Here is a 15,644-nt window from a genome sequence, read left to right on the forward strand (position 1 = left end):
AAAGGCAGCCATATGAACAGCTCCCCATCTCTCCCCGGCAAGGTCTACCTGGTCGGTGCCGGCCCCGGCGCGCAAGACCTGATGACCTTGCGCGGCGCGCGCCTGCTGGCGCAAGCGGACGTCGTGCTGCACGACGCGCTGGTCACCGAAGAGATGCTGGAGCTGTGCCCGCAGGCGCAAAAAATCCTGGTCGGCAAGCGCTGCGGCCAGTTGTCGACGGCGCAGGCGTTCATCAACAAGCAACTGGTCGACAACGCGCGCAAGCACGCCGTCGTCGTGCGCCTGAAAGGGGGTGACCCAATGCTGTTCGGCCGCGCCGACGAGGAATTGCGCGCGCTGGAAGAGGCGGGGATCGCCGTCGAAGTGGTGCCCGGCATCACCACGGCCCTGGCGGCCGCGGCCGCCACGCAGCAGCCGCTGACCAAGCGGGGCGTGTCGCGCAGCGTGGCATTTTTCACGTCCAGCACGGCGCCGGGCGAGCCGGACCAGACGCGCATTCCCGACTGCGATACCCTGGTGCAATACATGGGTGGCCGCGAAGCCATCGCCACGGCCCAGCGCCTGCTGGCCCAGGGCCGCCGTGCCGACACCCCGGTGGTGGTGATTGAAAACTGCAGCCGCCCGGACCAGCGCATCGTGCGCCTGCCGCTGAGCACCCTGGCGCATGGCCTGGGCGACACCCACGGCCCCGTGCTGGTGATGCTGGGCGACGCCATGGCCGCGCGCGCGCACCAGGTCACGGAGGAAACGGTCGCTATTCTGGCGCGCCATGCTTGAATAAACACACCGTATTTTACCGACTTTAGAGTCAGTAACTGACGTCTTCCGAGGAAACATGATACGATGCTCACGCATCTTTTCTCGAGAAGTTGTTGCGTGATAGCAAGAAAATCACGCTTCGCCCCGCCATAGCGCTTGCTGCGCGGCCTCCCGGCTGACGGGAGCCGCCCGGCAATCTCCCCGAAAAAAGCTGCGCCCGCAGGCTGCAATACCGCGCCGCGCAACTTGAGCCGTCACAATCAACAATGAATTTCTCTTCCGTGCGCGAAGCCCTGACTTCGCTCAGCCGCAGCAATGCCGGCGTCGCCGGCGCTGTGCTGCTCAGCATGCTCGCCTCCATCGCCCTGTGGACGGTATTCCCGAATATCGACGATGAAAACCACTTACTGGAATGGCTGCAGGCGCTGTTCCTGGCCCTGGCCTGCAGCGTGCACGGCACGCGCGCCTGGCAAGAGACTGACCGCCAATCCTTGCGTTTCCTCATGCATGCCGGCTTGTCCGCCCTGCTGTTCGGCTTCCTGTTGCGCGAACTCGATATCGACCAGTTCGGCACGGCGCCCGCCTGGGCGCAGCTGGAAAAAGCCCTGCGCGTGGTGGAATTGCTGATATTGATACGCGTGCTGATCTTTTTCGCACCGCGCGCGCGCAAGGTATTTGCCCATGCGCCGCAGATTTTCAGCATGCGCATCACCATCCTGACGGCCATCGGCGGCTTGCTGATGGTCGCCGGCTGGCCCTTCGACAAGAAGGTCTTCCATGGCATGCCGGACGCCTATGCGCTGCTGGGCGAGGAAGTCTTCGAACTGGGCGCCTATCTGCTGCTGTTCCTCGCATCGCTGTCCGACAGCTCGGCCGCCGCCCGCATCAGCCTGGCGCCGAAGGCAAAGCTGGCCTAGCCCAGTTCAAACGAGGATGGCAGCGGCAGCAGCCGCTGCAAGGTAGCGGCCACGCGCAACAGGCGCGGGTCGTCGTCCTCGGCCTCGTCGCAGGTATCGTTGATACAGAAAAACGGCAAGCTGCCGAAACGCGCCGCCAGCTCCTCGAGCTGCTGCGGCGCCTGCGCATCGCCGCTGGCGATATGCAGCGGGTCGAGCATGCGCGAGCGCGCCAGCCCCTGATGCACCATCCAGCGCGGCACCAGGTCGGGCAGCAAGGCCGGCACCCGCCACGAGCGGAACACCGTCGCGCGCACGCCGGCAAACATGGCCGGCGCCAGCCCTTCCAGTACATGCAGCGCGCTTTTCAGCATGGGCCGCGGCGCATGCGCATACAGGCGCGGTTCATGCCGGTAATCTGCGTACTGCGCCGACAGCCATTGCCGCGACAAGGTGGCGCAATTGACGGGCGCCGCCACGTCGGCGCGCAAGCCCTGCAGCTCATCCTGCAGCGCGCTCTCCGTGAAAACACTCAACCGCCCGTCGCCTTCCCCGCCAAACCAGAATGCGGGCTCGAACGGCGCGCCGAAAAACACGTCGTCGTTCAGATACAGGAAACGTTCGGACAGACCCGGAATATGGTGCAGATACGATTCGATATGGCCGGAATCGAACACCGGCAGGGATGCATCGGGCATCAGGCTGGCATGGTCGATCACCGTCAGGCGCGATGAGGCACGCAGCCAGCGGGGCACTTGCCGGTCCGTCAGCAGGTAGACATGGCCGTGGCCGGGGAAGAAGCGCTCGAGCGCGCGCAGGTTGTAGCGCAGTTCGCCATTGTCGCGGTAGCGCCCCGCCACGTTGCCGTGCAGGGCCAGCTGGCCGGGATGCGCCTGCGCCCAGGCGGCATATGCCTGCTGCCGGCGCGCGCGCCAGGCGGGATCGGCGCCGTCCACCCACAGGTAGACGATGTCGATGCCGCTCAAGGCAGAGGGCTGGAGCCTGGCGCCGCCACGCAGTAATCGGCGATGGCGGCAAGCACGCTGGCGTTCTCGCCCACCGCCTCGACCACCTTCAGGCGCAGCGCCGGATGCTGCTGGCGCAATTCTTCCAGCAACAGCGGCAAGTCGCGCAGCACATGCCCGCCCTGCCCCAGGAACACGGGCACCACGGTGGCGTCCAGGATGGCGCCGGCGGGCAGCTGGGCCAGCAGGGTCGCCACCAGTTCGGGCAGGCGCGGCGTCATCAGTTCCAGGAAGGCCAGGTGCACGCCGGTGCCCGGCATGCGCGCCTGGGTCAGGTCGCGCAGGCGCTCGAAGGGCGCGGCCCACGATGCGGCGCGCGCGCCATGGGCAAACAGGATCAGCGCCTGCTGCACGTTCGTCTCCATCAGTGCCGCTCCACCCACCACAGGGCGCCCAGCGCCAGCAGCAGGTACAGGGCGCTCGGCGCCACAGCCGTCAGGAAGGCCGGCCAGGTGCTGAGCAGCCCGAGATGCGAGAACAGGGTGTTGACCAGCATGAAGCTCACGCCGATCATGATGCCGATGAAGATCTTCAGGCTGATGCCGCCGCTGCGCGTGTGCATGTAGGCGAACGGCAGCGCCAGCGCCATCAGCACGAAAATGGCCAGCGGATCGATCAGCTTTTTCCAGAAGGCGATGCGGAAACGCTCGGTTTCCTGCTTGTTCTCGGCCAGGTGGCGCGTGTACACGGCCAGTTCGCTGGCCGACATGCGCTCGGGATCGGACGCCGACACCGTCAGGATCTTCGGCGTCACTTCCGACGTCATGTCCTTGCTGGCGCTTTGCACCGTGCGCACCAGGCTCGTTTCCTGCCCATAGTAGTTCGCCAGCTTCGGCTCGAAGCCGGGCGAGGCGGCCGCGCTGTTCGAGAACGACGTTTCCGTCACCTCGGTCAGGCGCCAGATATTATTGCCCTGATACGTAGCACCCTTGGCCACGGTCAAGGTGCGCAAACGCATATCGGTGTCAAATTCATACAGCTTGACGTTTTTCAGCTGGCCGTCCGGACGCGCTTCGCCGACATTGAAAAAGCGCGAACCGGTGACGGTGCCCGTCAAGCCCTCGCTCTTGACCATGTCCTTGGTCCACAGGCCGGAGCGGAATTCGCTCGACACGGCCGCACCGCGCGAGGTCAGCTTGAGGCGTTCGGCCAGCGGTTCCGTGCGCGGCGTGATCAATTCGCCGAAGATGAAGGTGATGACGACGAAGACGATACCGATGCGGAACAGGAAACCGGCCGCCATCGCCGTCGACATGCTCGATGCGCGCATGATGGTAAATTCGGAGCTGGCGGCAAACTGCGCCATCGTGTAGATGGTGCCGATCAGCGCCGCGATCGGCATCACCTCGTACACGTGTCCCGGCACCAGCACCAGCACGTACAGGAAGGCATACTGGATGGTGTAACCGTTGCGCCCCACCTTGGGCAGCTCGCCCGTCAGGTCGATGAAGGCTTGCAGTGCCAGGAAGGCCAGCAGCACGAACAGCACCGCCTGGAATATCGAGACCGCAAAATAGCGCTGTAAAATCTTCATTTCGATGCCGCTTTACTTGTGTTGCCGGCGCGGCGCGCGCGCTTGAAAGCCGCCAGCAGGACCAGCGGATGATAGCGGTGGTTCACATTCAGGCGCCACGCGAACAGCCCCACCACGGCCAGCGCCGCCAGCAGGTGCAGCGGCCACCAGGCCAGGCCGAAGGTCAGCCGGCCCTGCTTCACGCTCGCTTCGATGACCTTGATCAGGTTGCTGTACGTAAAGAAAATCAGCAGGGCGATGATCAAATTGGTCGAACTGCCGGCACGCGGATTGACAAAGCCCAGCGGAATGGCCAGCAGGATCAGCATCAGGCCGATCAGGGGCGCACTCACCCGCCACAGCAGTTCGGCCATGGTATAGGGATTCGGCTCGGCGATGAGCGCCATGGTGCTCATGGCGCGCACGCCCAGTTCCGCGCCCAGTTCCTGCTGCTTGCTCTCGATGCGCATGATGTACTGCTCGAATTCCATGGTCTGGAAGTCCGCCTGCGTCGGCACGCCCTGGTAGCGGCGGCCGCTCTTGAGCACCAGGAAGCGTTCGCCCTTGGCGTCGGTATTGATCACGCCTTCCTTGGCGACGACGACGACGGCGCTGCCTTTTTCATCGACGGTATTGACAAAGACGTTCTGCACCACGGTCTTTTCGCCGCTGACGCCCTCGACGAAGAAGATGCGGTTGCTGCCGGCCGATTCGCGGAACTGGCCAGGCGTGACTTTCTGCAGGTCTTCGCGCTTCTCGAAGCGCGCCACGTATTCATCGCTCTTCTTTTGCGCCCACGGCGTGGCGTACAGGCTCAGGATGCCGGTGGCCAGCACCAGCGGCAGGCCGAAGCTGAGCACGGGCCAGATCCAGCGCGACAGGCTCAGGCCGGAGGCGAACCACACCACCATCTCCGACTCCTTGTAGCTGCGGGTGACGACCATCAGTACCGAGATGAAACCGGTGAGGATGAGGATGGTGGGCAGCTGCATCAGGGCGGAAAAAACCATCAGCGACATGACGTCGGACGACGCGATCTTGCCGCCCGCCGCCTTGCCGAGAATACCGATCAGCATCCAGGTGAGCAGGATGCTGAACAAAACTGTGAAGGTGGCCCCGGCGGCACTAGCCAATTCACGTCGAAGGGCGCGTTGAAAGATCATTCGGAGTTTATAATTCGGGTCAGTTAGTTGAGTAACACGTTACTAGTAAATGAAAACGGAGAACCAAATGGACTTTAGCATAAAAGCATTCGATACCAAGAGCACCCTCGGCACGGCCAAAAGCGGATGCATCGCGGTTGCGGTATTCGAAAACAAAAAACTGTCGCCAGCGGCAAAATCGCTGGACAGCAAGGGTGCGATTTCGGCTGCGCTGAAGTCCGGCGACATCAGCGGCAAGCCTGGCAGCACTTTGCTGCTGCGCGCAGTCGATGGCGTCGCCGCCGAACGTGTTCTGCTGGTAGGCATGGGCAGCGATGACGCTGTCAGCGAAAAAAGCTTCACGACCGGCGTACAAGCCGCACTGAAGGCCTTCGGCTCGCTGGGCGCTGCGGACGCCATTATCGCATTACCGCTGACTGAAGTGAAAGAGCGCGACGTAAATTGGGCAATCCGTTGCGTGGTGCAAGCCGCACATGACAGCGAATACCGCTGCGACTCGCAAAAAAGCAAAAAAGATCCGGCACCGGCAGGCGTGCGCAAGATCGTCCTGGCGGCGCCTGCAACGGCAGCCACGCGCGGCGCGCTGGCGCAAGCCATCGCCATCGCCAACGGTTCCGACCTGACGCGCAACCTGGGCGACCTGCCGGCGAACATCGCCAATCCGACCTACCTGGCCAACACGGCCAAGCAGCTGGCCAAGGATTACAAGTTCGAAGTCGAAGTGCTGGACCGCAAACAGCTCGAAGCGCTGAAAATGGGCAGCTTCCTGTCCGTCACCAACGGCAGCGAGCAGCCGCCGAAGTTCATCGTCCTGAAACACATGGGCGGCAAGGCCAAGGATGCGCCAGTGGTCCTGGTCGGCAAGGGCATCACCTTCGACACGGGCGGCATTTCGATCAAGGCCGGTCCTGGCATGGATGAAATGAAGTACGACATGTGCGGCGCCGCCTCGGTCCTGGGCACCTTCCGCGCCATCGGCGAAATGAACCTGAAGCTGAACGTCATCGGCGTCATCGCCGCGTGCGAAAACATGCCGTCGGGCCGCGCCACCAAGCCGGGCGACATCGTCACCTCCATGAACGGCCTGACCATCGAAGTGCTGAACACGGACGCCGAAGGCCGTCTGGTGCTGTGCGACGCGCTGACCTACGCCGAACGCTTCAAGCCGGCGGCCGTGGTCGATATCGCCACCCTGACGGGCGCTTGCGTCGTGGCCCTGGGCCACCACAACAGCGGCCTGTTTACGCGCAGCGATGCGGCGCATGACCAGCTGGCCAATGAATTGCTGGCAGCAGGCAAGCAGTCGAGCGACACGGCATGGCGCATGCCGATCGAAGAGGCGTACAACGAGCAGCTGAAGTCGAACTTCGCCGACCTGGCCAACATCGGCACGCCAGGCGGCGGCTCGGTGACGGCAGCGGCCTTCCTGGAAAATTTCACCAAGAAGTACACCTGGGCGCATCTGGACATCGCCGGCACGGCGTGGAAGTCGGGCGGCTCGAAGGGCGCGACCGGTCGTCCCGTGCCACTCTTGACGACGTTCCTGATCAACCGCGTGTAAGAGGGCGCCAGACCAAACCTACTGCGCGGGGCTATTGGCGGCCGGCGATGCTCGCTGTACATAAAGTACAGCTGCGCTTCTCGGCCACCACTAGCTCCCGCTCGCTACGGTTTTGTCAGGCGTCGTTACGCAAGAAGACAGCCGCCATGGTCACTGACCATGGCGGTTTTTTTATGTACGTTTGAATCAGTAGACGACGGGATTGGGCAGAGGCGATGGCGCCACTTTGGGCTGCACCACCGTTTCCGGCACGGCGGCCGCTGGCGGCGGCACTGAAATCGGCGCGGGCGGCGGCGCCAGGCGCGCGGGGTCCTGCATGACGATGGTCAAAATGGACGGGTAGTCGAAGCCGGCGCCCGTGTTGCGGTCGACGAAATAGCCGACGCCCAGGGTCAGGATGACATTGCCCCAGACGCTGCCATTGAGCTTGGGATCGATATGGTCGTCCGTCGCGATGGCGGGCGAACCGTGCTTGCGGCAATCGACCTTCAGCGGTTCCTGGCTCTTGCGGATGGTGATGCGCCCGGGCGTGGTAACGAACCATTTGCCCACGTCGTTGCTGAGGATGCAGCCGGCGCCCGTCAACTCGCGGTTGTCCTGGATGGTTTGCACCAGCACCATTTGCTCGGTGTTGCCCGTCAGCGTGGCGCAGCCGCCCAGGCCCAACAGCAGCAGCGTCCTGGCGGCAAAGGGAGCAGACAGCGGCACGCGCATGGGAGCTCGCTTAACGGACGGGAATCGGCTGGTCGCCAGGCACGGCGACGGCGGTGACGCTGTTTTTCGGACTGCCTTCGATCAGGCGGTCGGAATACACGAGGTAGACCAGCGCATTGCGCTTGCTGTCGACCATGCGCACGACGCGCACGTGCTTGAAGAAGATCGAGGCACGCTCGGTAAACACTTCTTCCTGGCGCGGCAGCTTGCCCTTGAATTGCAGCGGCCCCACCTGGCGGCACGCCACGGCCGCATCGGCCTTGTCTTCGGCCAGGCCGACGGCGCCCTTGATGCCGCCCGTCTTGGCGCGCGACAGATAGCAGCTGACGCCGGCGACGCGCGGATCGTCATACGCTTCGACGACGATCTTGTGGTCAGGGCCGATCAGTTTGAACACCGTGTCGACCGAACCGATGGTTTCGGCATGCGCCGCGGCGCAGGCAAGGCCCAGCACCAGAGCGGCAGGCAGCAATTTACGCATGAAGAGTATCCCGGGCACGCACGCAGGCGGCCATCAGTTGATGGGAGCGAAACGCTGGACCATAACGCCTTCGACTTCGATCAGTTGAAAGAACACGTCTTTCGGCCGGGTCCAGATGGAACCGTCGGCGGCGCGATACACGATCATCGGCGTCAGATCCGCTTCCAGCGTGGCTTCGCACACCAGTTCATAAATGCCGCCCTTGTAGTGCCGATAACGCATCGCCGTCCCCTCAAGCCGTGGAATCTTCGCTCTTGTCGTCGGCCAGTGCCTTCTGCTTCTGCTTCAGGCCCTGGATCACTTTCAGTATGCCTTCCATGCCGGCCGCGCCATCGGCGCCGCTGAAGGCGTCGAGCACCTCATTGAGCACCTTGTTGCGCACGGTCGCTTCATCGGAAGACATTTCCAGCGCGCGCTGGGCTTTCGCCGCCTTTTCGGCCGCGCTCACGCGCGGCTTGGCAGCCGTCTTGCCATGCGTCAGAGCAGCCTGCCAGATAACCCAGCGGCGCTGGGTCTCGAAAATCAGGTACTCATCCGGTTTGTCTTCTCTTCGCCGCACAATGTGGCCGTCACGCTGCGCCCACGCTTCAAATGCAGTTCGCATTTTCTTCCTTTGCAAATGCTACGCGCAAGTCTCACTATTAAAACTGCAACATTTCAAAATAGTACCATCTATTGATGTCGCAAAACAGTCTCATAGATATAGTACTGCAATTTATATAACAAGTCTGGCGGCGCCAAGGACGGAATTGACACTCCGTCCCCGGCACAGTGGTCATGTAATCGGAATAGCAATTACAACTAATTACAACTGCTTCCTGTTCGGTTCTTAACTTGGCTGTAACAAAGCCGTATGACACAGTTGTTACACGGTGCCATTTTAGTAGTTTTTATCGCGTTTTAGCGAGAAACTTTACACCTTTGTCGCGTTAAACGGCCAGACGCATCCTGCCGCGCCAGCCACTTATGCCAAATCAAACATAGGGGTTGATCAATGATACACAAAAACATAATATTCATGCGTCACGATTGGTTAAGTATAAATATTTTATCTGCACTCTTTTTCCCGGCCAGTAAATAAAGCCCGCACCGGCCAGGCAGCGCAGGACGCCGGCGACACGCATGCGGTAAGATTCGCGCCTATCGATACCTATTCAAGCAAGGATTTTTCCCATGAAACTCGCCACCTGGAACGTCAATTCGCTCAAAGTGCGCCTGCCGCAAGTGCTGCAATGGCTGACGGACAACCCGGTCGACATACTCTGCCTGCAGGAAACCAAGCTCACGGACGACAAGTTCCCCGTCGCCGAAATCGAGGCGGCCGGCTACCAGGTGGTCTTCAGCGGCCAGAAAACCTACAACGGCGTGGCCATCCTGTCGAAGCTGCCGATCACCGACGTGGTGAAGAACAACCCGCGCTATGAAGATGCGCAGCAGCGCATCCTGGCCGCCACCGTCAAAGGCGTGCGCGTCGTCTGCGCCTACGTGCCGAACGGCCAGAGCATCGATTCGGACAAGTACGAATACAAGCTGGGCTGGCTGGCCGCCCTGCACGACTGGCTGGCGGAAGAAGCACAGCAGCACCCGCAGCTGGCCGTCGTCGGCGACTACAATATCGCGCCCGACGACCGCGACGTGCACGACCCAGTCGCCTGGGCCGGCCAGGTACTGGTGTCGGACAAGGAACGCGCCGCCCTGCAGCGCCTGTTCGACATCGGCCTGACGGACGCCTTCCGCCTGTTCGAGCAGGCGGACAAATCGTTCAGCTGGTGGGATTACCGCCAGCTGGGCTTCCGCCTGAACAAGGGCCTGCGCATCGACCACATCCTGCTCTCGCCCGCCCTGAGCGCCCGCTGCACGGCGTGCGTCATCGACCGCGTGCCCCGCAAGTGGGAGCAGCCGTCCGACCACGCGCCGGTCGTGGCCACCATCGAGTAGACAAGGCGCGCATCATCGACAGTGGAGCACTCGCCCCGCAAATGGGAACAGCCGTCCGACCACGCGCCCGTCGTGGCAACGATTGATTAACTAGCGGCTATCCGCTCCAGCAAGGCCTGCGCGTTCACGGCAGGCACGGGCGCGGAAAACAGATAGCCCTGCGCATAGCGGCAGCCGTTCGCCTGCAGCAGGGCGAACTGCTCTTCCGTCTCCACGCCCTCGGCCACGGCCGACAATTGCAGGCTGTCGGCCAGCGCGATGATGGCCGCCACGATGGCGCGGTCCTCTCCGCTGTGTTCGAGGTCCTTGATGAAGGCGCGGTCGATCTTGACCTTCTTCACGGGGAAGCGCTTCAGGTAGGCCAGGCTGGAATAGCCGGTGCCGAAATCGTCGATCGACAGGCGCAAGCCCATGCCATTGATCTGCCGCAAAATCTCCAGCGTATGCTCGCCGTGCTGCATCAGCGCCGTCTCGGTGATCTCGAATTCCAGCAGCGCCGGATCGATGCCCGTTTCCCGCACCACGGTCCCGATGGCCGCCACCAGGCCCTTGTGCATGAACTGGCGCGGCGACAGATTCACTGCCAAGGGCACGGGCTGCAAGCCCTGGCGCTGCCAGGCCATGCTTTGCTCGCACGCCTGGCGCATCACCCACTCGCCCACCGGCACGATCAAGCCGTTTTCCTCCATGATGGGGATGAAGCGGTCCGGCAGCACCAGGCCGTGGCCGGGACGGCGCCAGCGCAGCAGCACTTCCATGCCGTGCAGCCGGCGCGTGGCGATATCGATGACCGGCTGGTAAAACAGCTCGAACTGCTGCAGCGCCAGCGCCGTGCGCAAGCTGCTTTCCAGGTCGAAGTGCAGGGCCGCCGCCTGGTTCATCGTCTGCGTGAAGAACTGGTAGTTGTTGCGGCCATTGCCCTTCGCGTGGTACATGGCCGCATCCGCATGGCGCATCAGCGCGTCGACATCGCCGCCATCGTCCGGATACAGGCAGATGCCGATCGACGGCGTCACGTGCAGCACGTGGCCGTCGAGCGGAAAGGCGGGCGTCAGCGCCTCGATGACCTTCTCGGCCACGTGCGCCGCTTCGTCGCTGCCGCGGATGCCCGGCACCAGCACGACGAATTCATCGCCGCCCAGGCGTGCCACCGTGTCGCTGGCGCGCACGGCGCCGCACAGCCGGGCGGCCACTTCCTTGAGCAGCAGGTCGCCCGTCATGTGGCCCAGCGAATCGTTGATGGTCTTGAAGCGGTCCAGGTCGATGAACATCACGGCCAGCTTGCGCCCGGAACGCTGCGCGGCCAGCATGGCCCGCTCCAGCCGGTCCGACAGCAGCGCGCGGTTCGGCAAGCCCGTCAGGTTGTCGTGGTACGCCATGTGATGCACCCGCGCCTCGGCCTGGCGCCGCTCGACGATTTCGCCCTGCAGCAGCAGGTTGGCGCCGGCCAGTTCGGCCGTGCGCTCCTGCACGCGCAATTCCAGCTCGTCGCGCGCGCGGCGCACCGCCTCGGCCGCCTCGCGGCGCGCCGTCACGTCGTCAACCAGCCACACGGAACGGCCATGCGCATGCGCCAGGTCGAACGGCCGGCCGGACAGGCGCGCCCAGAAGCGGCTGCCATCCTTGCGCACCAGCTGGTATTCGGACATGTGCACCCTGCCCGCATCGAAATCGCGCGCCGTCTCGCCGCGCGCCGCCTTCCACGCGGCCACGTCGGGATACAGGGCCTGCACCGACAGGCCGTTGATCTCGCCGGGCCCATAGCCGAACAGCTCTTCCATCTTGCTGTTGGCGCGCAAATTGTGGCCGCCCTCCACCACCGAGATGCCCAGCACGGCGCTGTCGAGGATGGCCTGGTTTTCCAGCAGCGCGTTGCGCAGAGATTCTTCGGCGCGCTTGGCTTCCGTGCGGTCCTCGATGATCCAGATGGTGCCGGCGGCGGGATCGTCGGGATTGACGACATAGGCGATCAGCTGCGCCCACAAAGTGCTGCCGTCGCGGCGCATCATTTCCACTTCCGTCTGGAAGGGCTTGGCCACGGACAGGAAGGGAAAGGCCGCCGCGCCCAGCAATTCATAGGATTGCTGCGACACGTACAGCGCGCGCCCGGGCAAGCCCAGCGCCTCGTCGCCGCTGTAGCCGAACATCGCGGCAAAGCCCAGGTTATAGCGCGTGATCTGGCGGTTCTTGGTATACAGGATGCTCACCGAGGCATTCGTCATGATGGCCGCCACTTCCATCTGCGTCTGGCGGCTGGCCGTGACGTCTTCCAGTATCCAGATGGCGCCCTGCTCGCTGTGCGCCTGGTCGACGGCCTTGGCGCGGATGCGGCACCAGAACAGGCTGCCGTCGCGGCGGCGGAACAGCGATTCATCCTGCTCGTACGGCAAGCCCTGCCCCAGCAGCGGCGTGGCTTGCACGCCAAACGCCTCGTAGGCGGCGGGGGAAGGAAACAGCTCGGCGGCGGGCAAGCCCGTCATCTCCTCCTGCGCGTAGCCGAACATTTCGGCGAAGCGGGGATTGCAGCGCAGGACCAGGCGCGAACGGGAAAACAGGATGCCGACGGAGGCATTGTCGAGGATAGCCTGCTGCTCCAGCATCAGCTGGCGCGTCGCCTCCTCGGCCGCCTTCTGCGCGCTGCGGTCGTCGAACAGCCAAATCGTGTCGCGCAAGCCGCGGTCCGTCTGGCTCTCCGGATTCAGGACATAGCCATACGCCAGCGCCCAGAAAGTGGAACCGTCGCGGCGGCGCATCTCCATCTCGCCCTGGAACGGCTGGCCGCGCCGCAGCAGGGGCGACGCCTGCCTGACGACATTTTCGTACGCCGCGCGCGACGGATACAGGTCGGCGACGGCCATGCCCACGCCGCTGTCTCCATCGAAGCCGAAGCATTCGGCGAAACGCCGGTTGTAGCGCAGCACGCCCTTGTCGCGCTGAAAACCGATGGCCAGCGGCGCGTTATCCATCACGGCCTGCATTTCCAGCATGGCGCGGCGCAGCTGGTCTTCATCGCGCCGGTGGTCGCTGATATCCTCGATGATCCAGACCGTGCCGTCATGCGTATTGAGGGGGTCGACGGCGCGCCCGTGCAGGCGGCTCCAGAACAAGCTGCCGTCCTGACGCCGCAATTCCAGTTCGGTGCGGTACGGCTTGCCCTTCGACAGCAGCGGCGCCGCTTCCAGCCCCAGGGCGCGGCAATGCTCGGCGGAGCGGTACAGCACCGCGCCCGGCATGCCCGTCAACTGGTGGCGCGCATAGCCGAGCATCTCGGCGGCGCGGATATTGCACTCCTCGATGAAGCCGCCCTTGGAAAAGACGATGCCGACGGCCGCGCTTTCCAGGATGGCCTGCTGCTCGAGCAAGGTCTTGCGCAAGGCTTGCTGGTCGCGCTGCTGCACGCGGATGTCGGCAAACACGAGGGTCGCGCCGGGCAAGCCATCGTCCACCAGCAGGGGCCGGGACCAGACCTGCACGGCGATGGCGCCCGCCGCCCCTTCCAGACTGCTGTCCCAGTGCCGCTCGCGCCCCGCCGCACCGAGCGCGCCGCGCAGCATGCTGGTGCTCGACGCGCGGTAGGCGTCCGTAAAGCAGTCGGCCAGCAGCCGGCCCGCGATATCCCGGCCCAGCAGGGCCTGCAAGGCGCCATTCGCCGCCACCACCATGCCGCAGGCATCGCAGGCGCACGCCGGCAAGGCGATCAGTTGCAAGGCATCGGCGATGAAATCGGGACTGGTCGGTACGCGGTTCATGGACACCATGGGACGGTTAAGGACAAGATAAACATGCGCCTGGGAAAAGGATTCCTACAAGCATCATGGTGCTGCTAGATCATAAACCAGTTTCCCACGGTTTTTTCATATTCCTTATTGGCAATATCTGAAACACCACAGACCACCTGCAACACGCCCGTTGCAAGGCCGTTGCATGGCTGGAAAATGAAACAAATCGTTTAGAATAAAGCATGCGCCGCCCTCCCCAACCTCCGCTCGACCACCGCGACAAACCCGTCATCTGGACCGTCTCCGTCTCGCGCCTGTTCGACCTGTTCCGCGACATCACGCTCGAATACGACGACCTGGCGACGATCGAACCGATCAACCTGGGTTTCGACGACGCCGTGCGCCACATCCGCGAACGCATGGCCACGGAGCGCTGCGACGCCGTCATCGCGGCCGGTTCGAACGGCGCCTACCTGAAAGGCCGGCTGTCGGTACCCGTCATCATCGCCAAGGCCAGCGGCTACGACGTGATGCAGGCGCTGGCGCGCGCGCGGCGCATCTCGCCGCACATCGGCGTCGTCACCTACCAGGATCCGATGCCGGAACTGGCCGAATTTGCCGCCACCTTCGGCTTCCAGATCGCGCAGCGCACCTACGCCACCGAGGAAGACGCGCGCGCGCAGATCAATGAACTGAAGGCGGCCGGCGTCAAGGCCGTCGTCGGCGCGGGGCTCGTCACCGACCTGGCCGAGGAAGCGGGACTGGCCGCCGTCTTCGTGTATTCGGCCACGGCCATCCGGCGCGCCTTCGACGACGCGCTGGAACTGGCGCGCCTGACCCAGATCGAATCGAACCGCGGACGGCGCGCGGTGGTGGCCGACACCCTGCGCGCGCGCCACGGCCTGCACGATTTGCGCGGCGAATCGGAAGCGATGGAAGCGCTGCGCCAGTCGGTGGTGCTGTATGCCCGCTCGCCGGCGACGGTGCTGATCCAGGGCGAGACGGGCAGCGGCAAGGAACTGGTGGCGCAGGCGATCCACCGCGAAAGCCCGCGCAGCCTGGGCGCGAACCGGCCCTTCATCGCCATCAATTGCGGCGCCATCGCCGAATCCCTGCTGGAATCGGAACTGTTCGGCCACGAGGATGGCGCCTTCACGGGTGCGCGCCGGGGCGGCCATGCTGGCCTGTTCGAGGCGGCCAACCACGGCACCCTGTTCCTCGACGAAATCGGCGAAATGCCGCTGGCCCTGCAAACGCGATTGCTGCGCGTGCTGGAAGAGCGCGAAGTGGTGCGCGTGGGCGGCACGCGGCCCATCGCCATCAATGTGCGCATCATCAGCGCCACCCATTGCGACCTGGACCAGCGCATCCGCGAAGGACGCTTCCGCGCCGACCTGTTCTACCGCCTGGCCGTGCTGCGCCTGCATCTGCCCGCCTTGCGCGAACGCGCCAGCGACATTCCCGGCCTGACCGAATGGTCGCTGAAAAACGCGCTGGCGGCGCTGGGTGCCCGTCCGCACCCCAACCTGCACGCGGAAATCCAGGCTTGCGCGCCGCTGCTGCGCCGCTACGACTGGCCCGGCAACGTGCGCGAACTGCGCAACCTGGCCGAACGCCTGGCGCTGTTCCTGGCCGCCGAACCGCTGCAGGCGCTGACGCCCGCCTTCGTGCTGGGCGTGGCGCCGGAACTGGCCAACGCTGCCGGCACGGCGGCGCTGCCGCCGGCGCCGGCCGCCGTCGTCGCGCCGCGCCTGGAAGACGAAAGCGCCAGCGCCGTGCTGGCGCGCTTCGGCGGGCGCCGTGACGCCGCCGCCCAGTACCTCGGCATCAGCCGTACCACCTTGTGGCGCCGCCTGCGCGCCGGCTGATTTTTCC

Annotated in this window: 14 protein-coding genes; 5 read left to right on the plus strand and 9 right to left on the minus strand. The window is 64.2% G+C overall.

The window, feature by feature from the left end; translation table 11 throughout:
* The first annotated feature begins 12 nt into the window (after nucleotides 1-12).
* A complete protein-coding gene (gene cobA, locus O3301_RS14885; protein WP_305056743.1) occupies nucleotides 13-777 on the plus strand; it encodes a uroporphyrinogen-III C-methyltransferase in 765 nt (254 codons plus the stop codon).
* A 248-nt stretch (nucleotides 778-1,025) separates the two neighbouring features.
* Nucleotides 1,026-1,676, plus strand: coding sequence for a hypothetical protein (locus O3301_RS14890; RefSeq protein ID WP_305056744.1), 651 nt, complete (start codon nucleotides 1,026-1,028; stop codon nucleotides 1,674-1,676).
* On the opposite strand, the gene O3301_RS14895 is transcribed toward O3301_RS14890, so the two are convergent.
* Genes O3301_RS14895 through lptF form a run of 4 tightly spaced genes read right to left on the minus strand, consistent with a single transcriptional unit; the run spans nucleotide 1,673 to nucleotide 5,356 of the window.
* Nucleotides 1,673-2,641 carry a Stealth CR1 domain-containing protein gene (locus O3301_RS14895; protein WP_305056745.1) on the minus strand — a complete coding sequence of 323 codons (969 nt, stop codon included), beginning with the start codon at nucleotides 2,639-2,641 and terminating at the stop codon, nucleotides 1,673-1,675. The two genes, O3301_RS14890 and O3301_RS14895, sit on opposite strands and share 4 nt — an antisense overlap.
* Nucleotides 2,638-3,045 carry a sirohydrochlorin chelatase gene (locus O3301_RS14900; RefSeq protein ID WP_289918441.1) on the minus strand — a complete coding sequence of 136 codons (408 nt, stop codon included), beginning with the start codon at nucleotides 3,043-3,045 and terminating at the stop codon, nucleotides 2,638-2,640. The genes O3301_RS14895 and O3301_RS14900 overlap by 4 nt, the downstream gene beginning before the upstream one ends.
* Nucleotides 3,045-4,214 (minus strand): LPS export ABC transporter permease LptG, encoded by a 1,170-nt coding sequence (gene lptG, locus O3301_RS14905; RefSeq protein ID WP_289900075.1) that lies wholly within the window; start codon nucleotides 4,212-4,214, stop codon nucleotides 3,045-3,047. Before lptG ends, O3301_RS14900 begins: the two co-directional genes overlap by 1 nt.
* Complete coding sequence (lptF, locus tag O3301_RS14910; protein ID WP_077401100.1) at nucleotides 4,211-5,356, minus strand: LPS export ABC transporter permease LptF; 1,146 nt, start codon at nucleotides 5,354-5,356, stop codon at nucleotides 4,211-4,213. The genes lptG and lptF overlap by 4 nt, the downstream gene beginning before the upstream one ends.
* 67 nt (nucleotides 5,357-5,423) lie before the next feature.
* On the opposite strand from lptF, the gene O3301_RS14915 reads away from it, so the two are divergent.
* On the plus strand, nucleotides 5,424-6,917 hold the full coding sequence (locus tag O3301_RS14915) for a leucyl aminopeptidase (RefSeq protein ID WP_289906114.1): 1,494 nt from the start codon (nucleotides 5,424-5,426) through the stop codon (nucleotides 6,915-6,917).
* Between the two features lie 186 nt (nucleotides 6,918-7,103).
* On the opposite strand, the gene O3301_RS14920 is transcribed toward O3301_RS14915, so the two are convergent.
* The 4 genes from O3301_RS14920 to O3301_RS14935 are packed head-to-tail and all read right to left on the minus strand — an operon-like array spanning nucleotide 7,104 to nucleotide 8,716.
* On the minus strand, nucleotides 7,104-7,631 hold the full coding sequence (locus O3301_RS14920) for a hypothetical protein (protein ID WP_289900073.1): 528 nt from the start codon (nucleotides 7,629-7,631) through the stop codon (nucleotides 7,104-7,106).
* 10 nt (nucleotides 7,632-7,641) lie between these two features.
* Entirely contained in the window at nucleotides 7,642-8,112 is a 471-nt protein-coding gene (locus tag O3301_RS14925; protein WP_289906116.1) for a CreA family protein, read from the minus strand.
* 33 nt (nucleotides 8,113-8,145) lie between these two features.
* Nucleotides 8,146-8,334: a DUF1653 domain-containing protein gene (locus O3301_RS14930; RefSeq protein WP_034782199.1), complete on the minus strand. Its 189-nt coding sequence runs from the start codon at nucleotides 8,332-8,334 to the stop codon at nucleotides 8,146-8,148.
* Between the two features lie 10 nt (nucleotides 8,335-8,344).
* Nucleotides 8,345-8,716 carry a hypothetical protein gene (locus O3301_RS14935; protein WP_034751548.1) on the minus strand — a complete coding sequence of 124 codons (372 nt, stop codon included), beginning with the start codon at nucleotides 8,714-8,716 and terminating at the stop codon, nucleotides 8,345-8,347.
* A gap of 569 nt (nucleotides 8,717-9,285) precedes the next feature.
* Here O3301_RS14935 and xth point away from each other — a divergent pair.
* Entirely contained in the window at nucleotides 9,286-10,050 is a 765-nt protein-coding gene (gene xth / locus O3301_RS14940; RefSeq protein WP_305056746.1) for an exodeoxyribonuclease III, read from the plus strand.
* A gap of 86 nt (nucleotides 10,051-10,136) precedes the next feature.
* Here the strand turns inward: xth and O3301_RS14945 are convergent, their stop codons facing one another.
* Nucleotides 10,137-13,799 carry an EAL domain-containing protein gene (locus O3301_RS14945; protein ID WP_289918437.1) on the minus strand — a complete coding sequence of 1,221 codons (3,663 nt, stop codon included), beginning with the start codon at nucleotides 13,797-13,799 and terminating at the stop codon, nucleotides 10,137-10,139.
* Nucleotides 13,800-14,011: 212 nt separating this feature from the next.
* Between O3301_RS14945 and prpR the strand changes: the two genes are divergently transcribed.
* Nucleotides 14,012-15,637 carry a propionate catabolism operon regulatory protein PrpR gene (gene prpR / locus O3301_RS14950; protein WP_305056747.1) on the plus strand — a complete coding sequence of 542 codons (1,626 nt, stop codon included), beginning with the start codon at nucleotides 14,012-14,014 and terminating at the stop codon, nucleotides 15,635-15,637.
* Nucleotides 15,638-15,644 lie beyond the last annotated feature (7 nt).

The sequence above is a fragment of the Janthinobacterium sp. SUN211 genome (assembly GCF_030587315.1).
In the GTDB taxonomy this organism is placed as follows: domain Bacteria; phylum Pseudomonadota; class Gammaproteobacteria; order Burkholderiales; family Burkholderiaceae_D; genus Janthinobacterium; species Janthinobacterium kumbetense.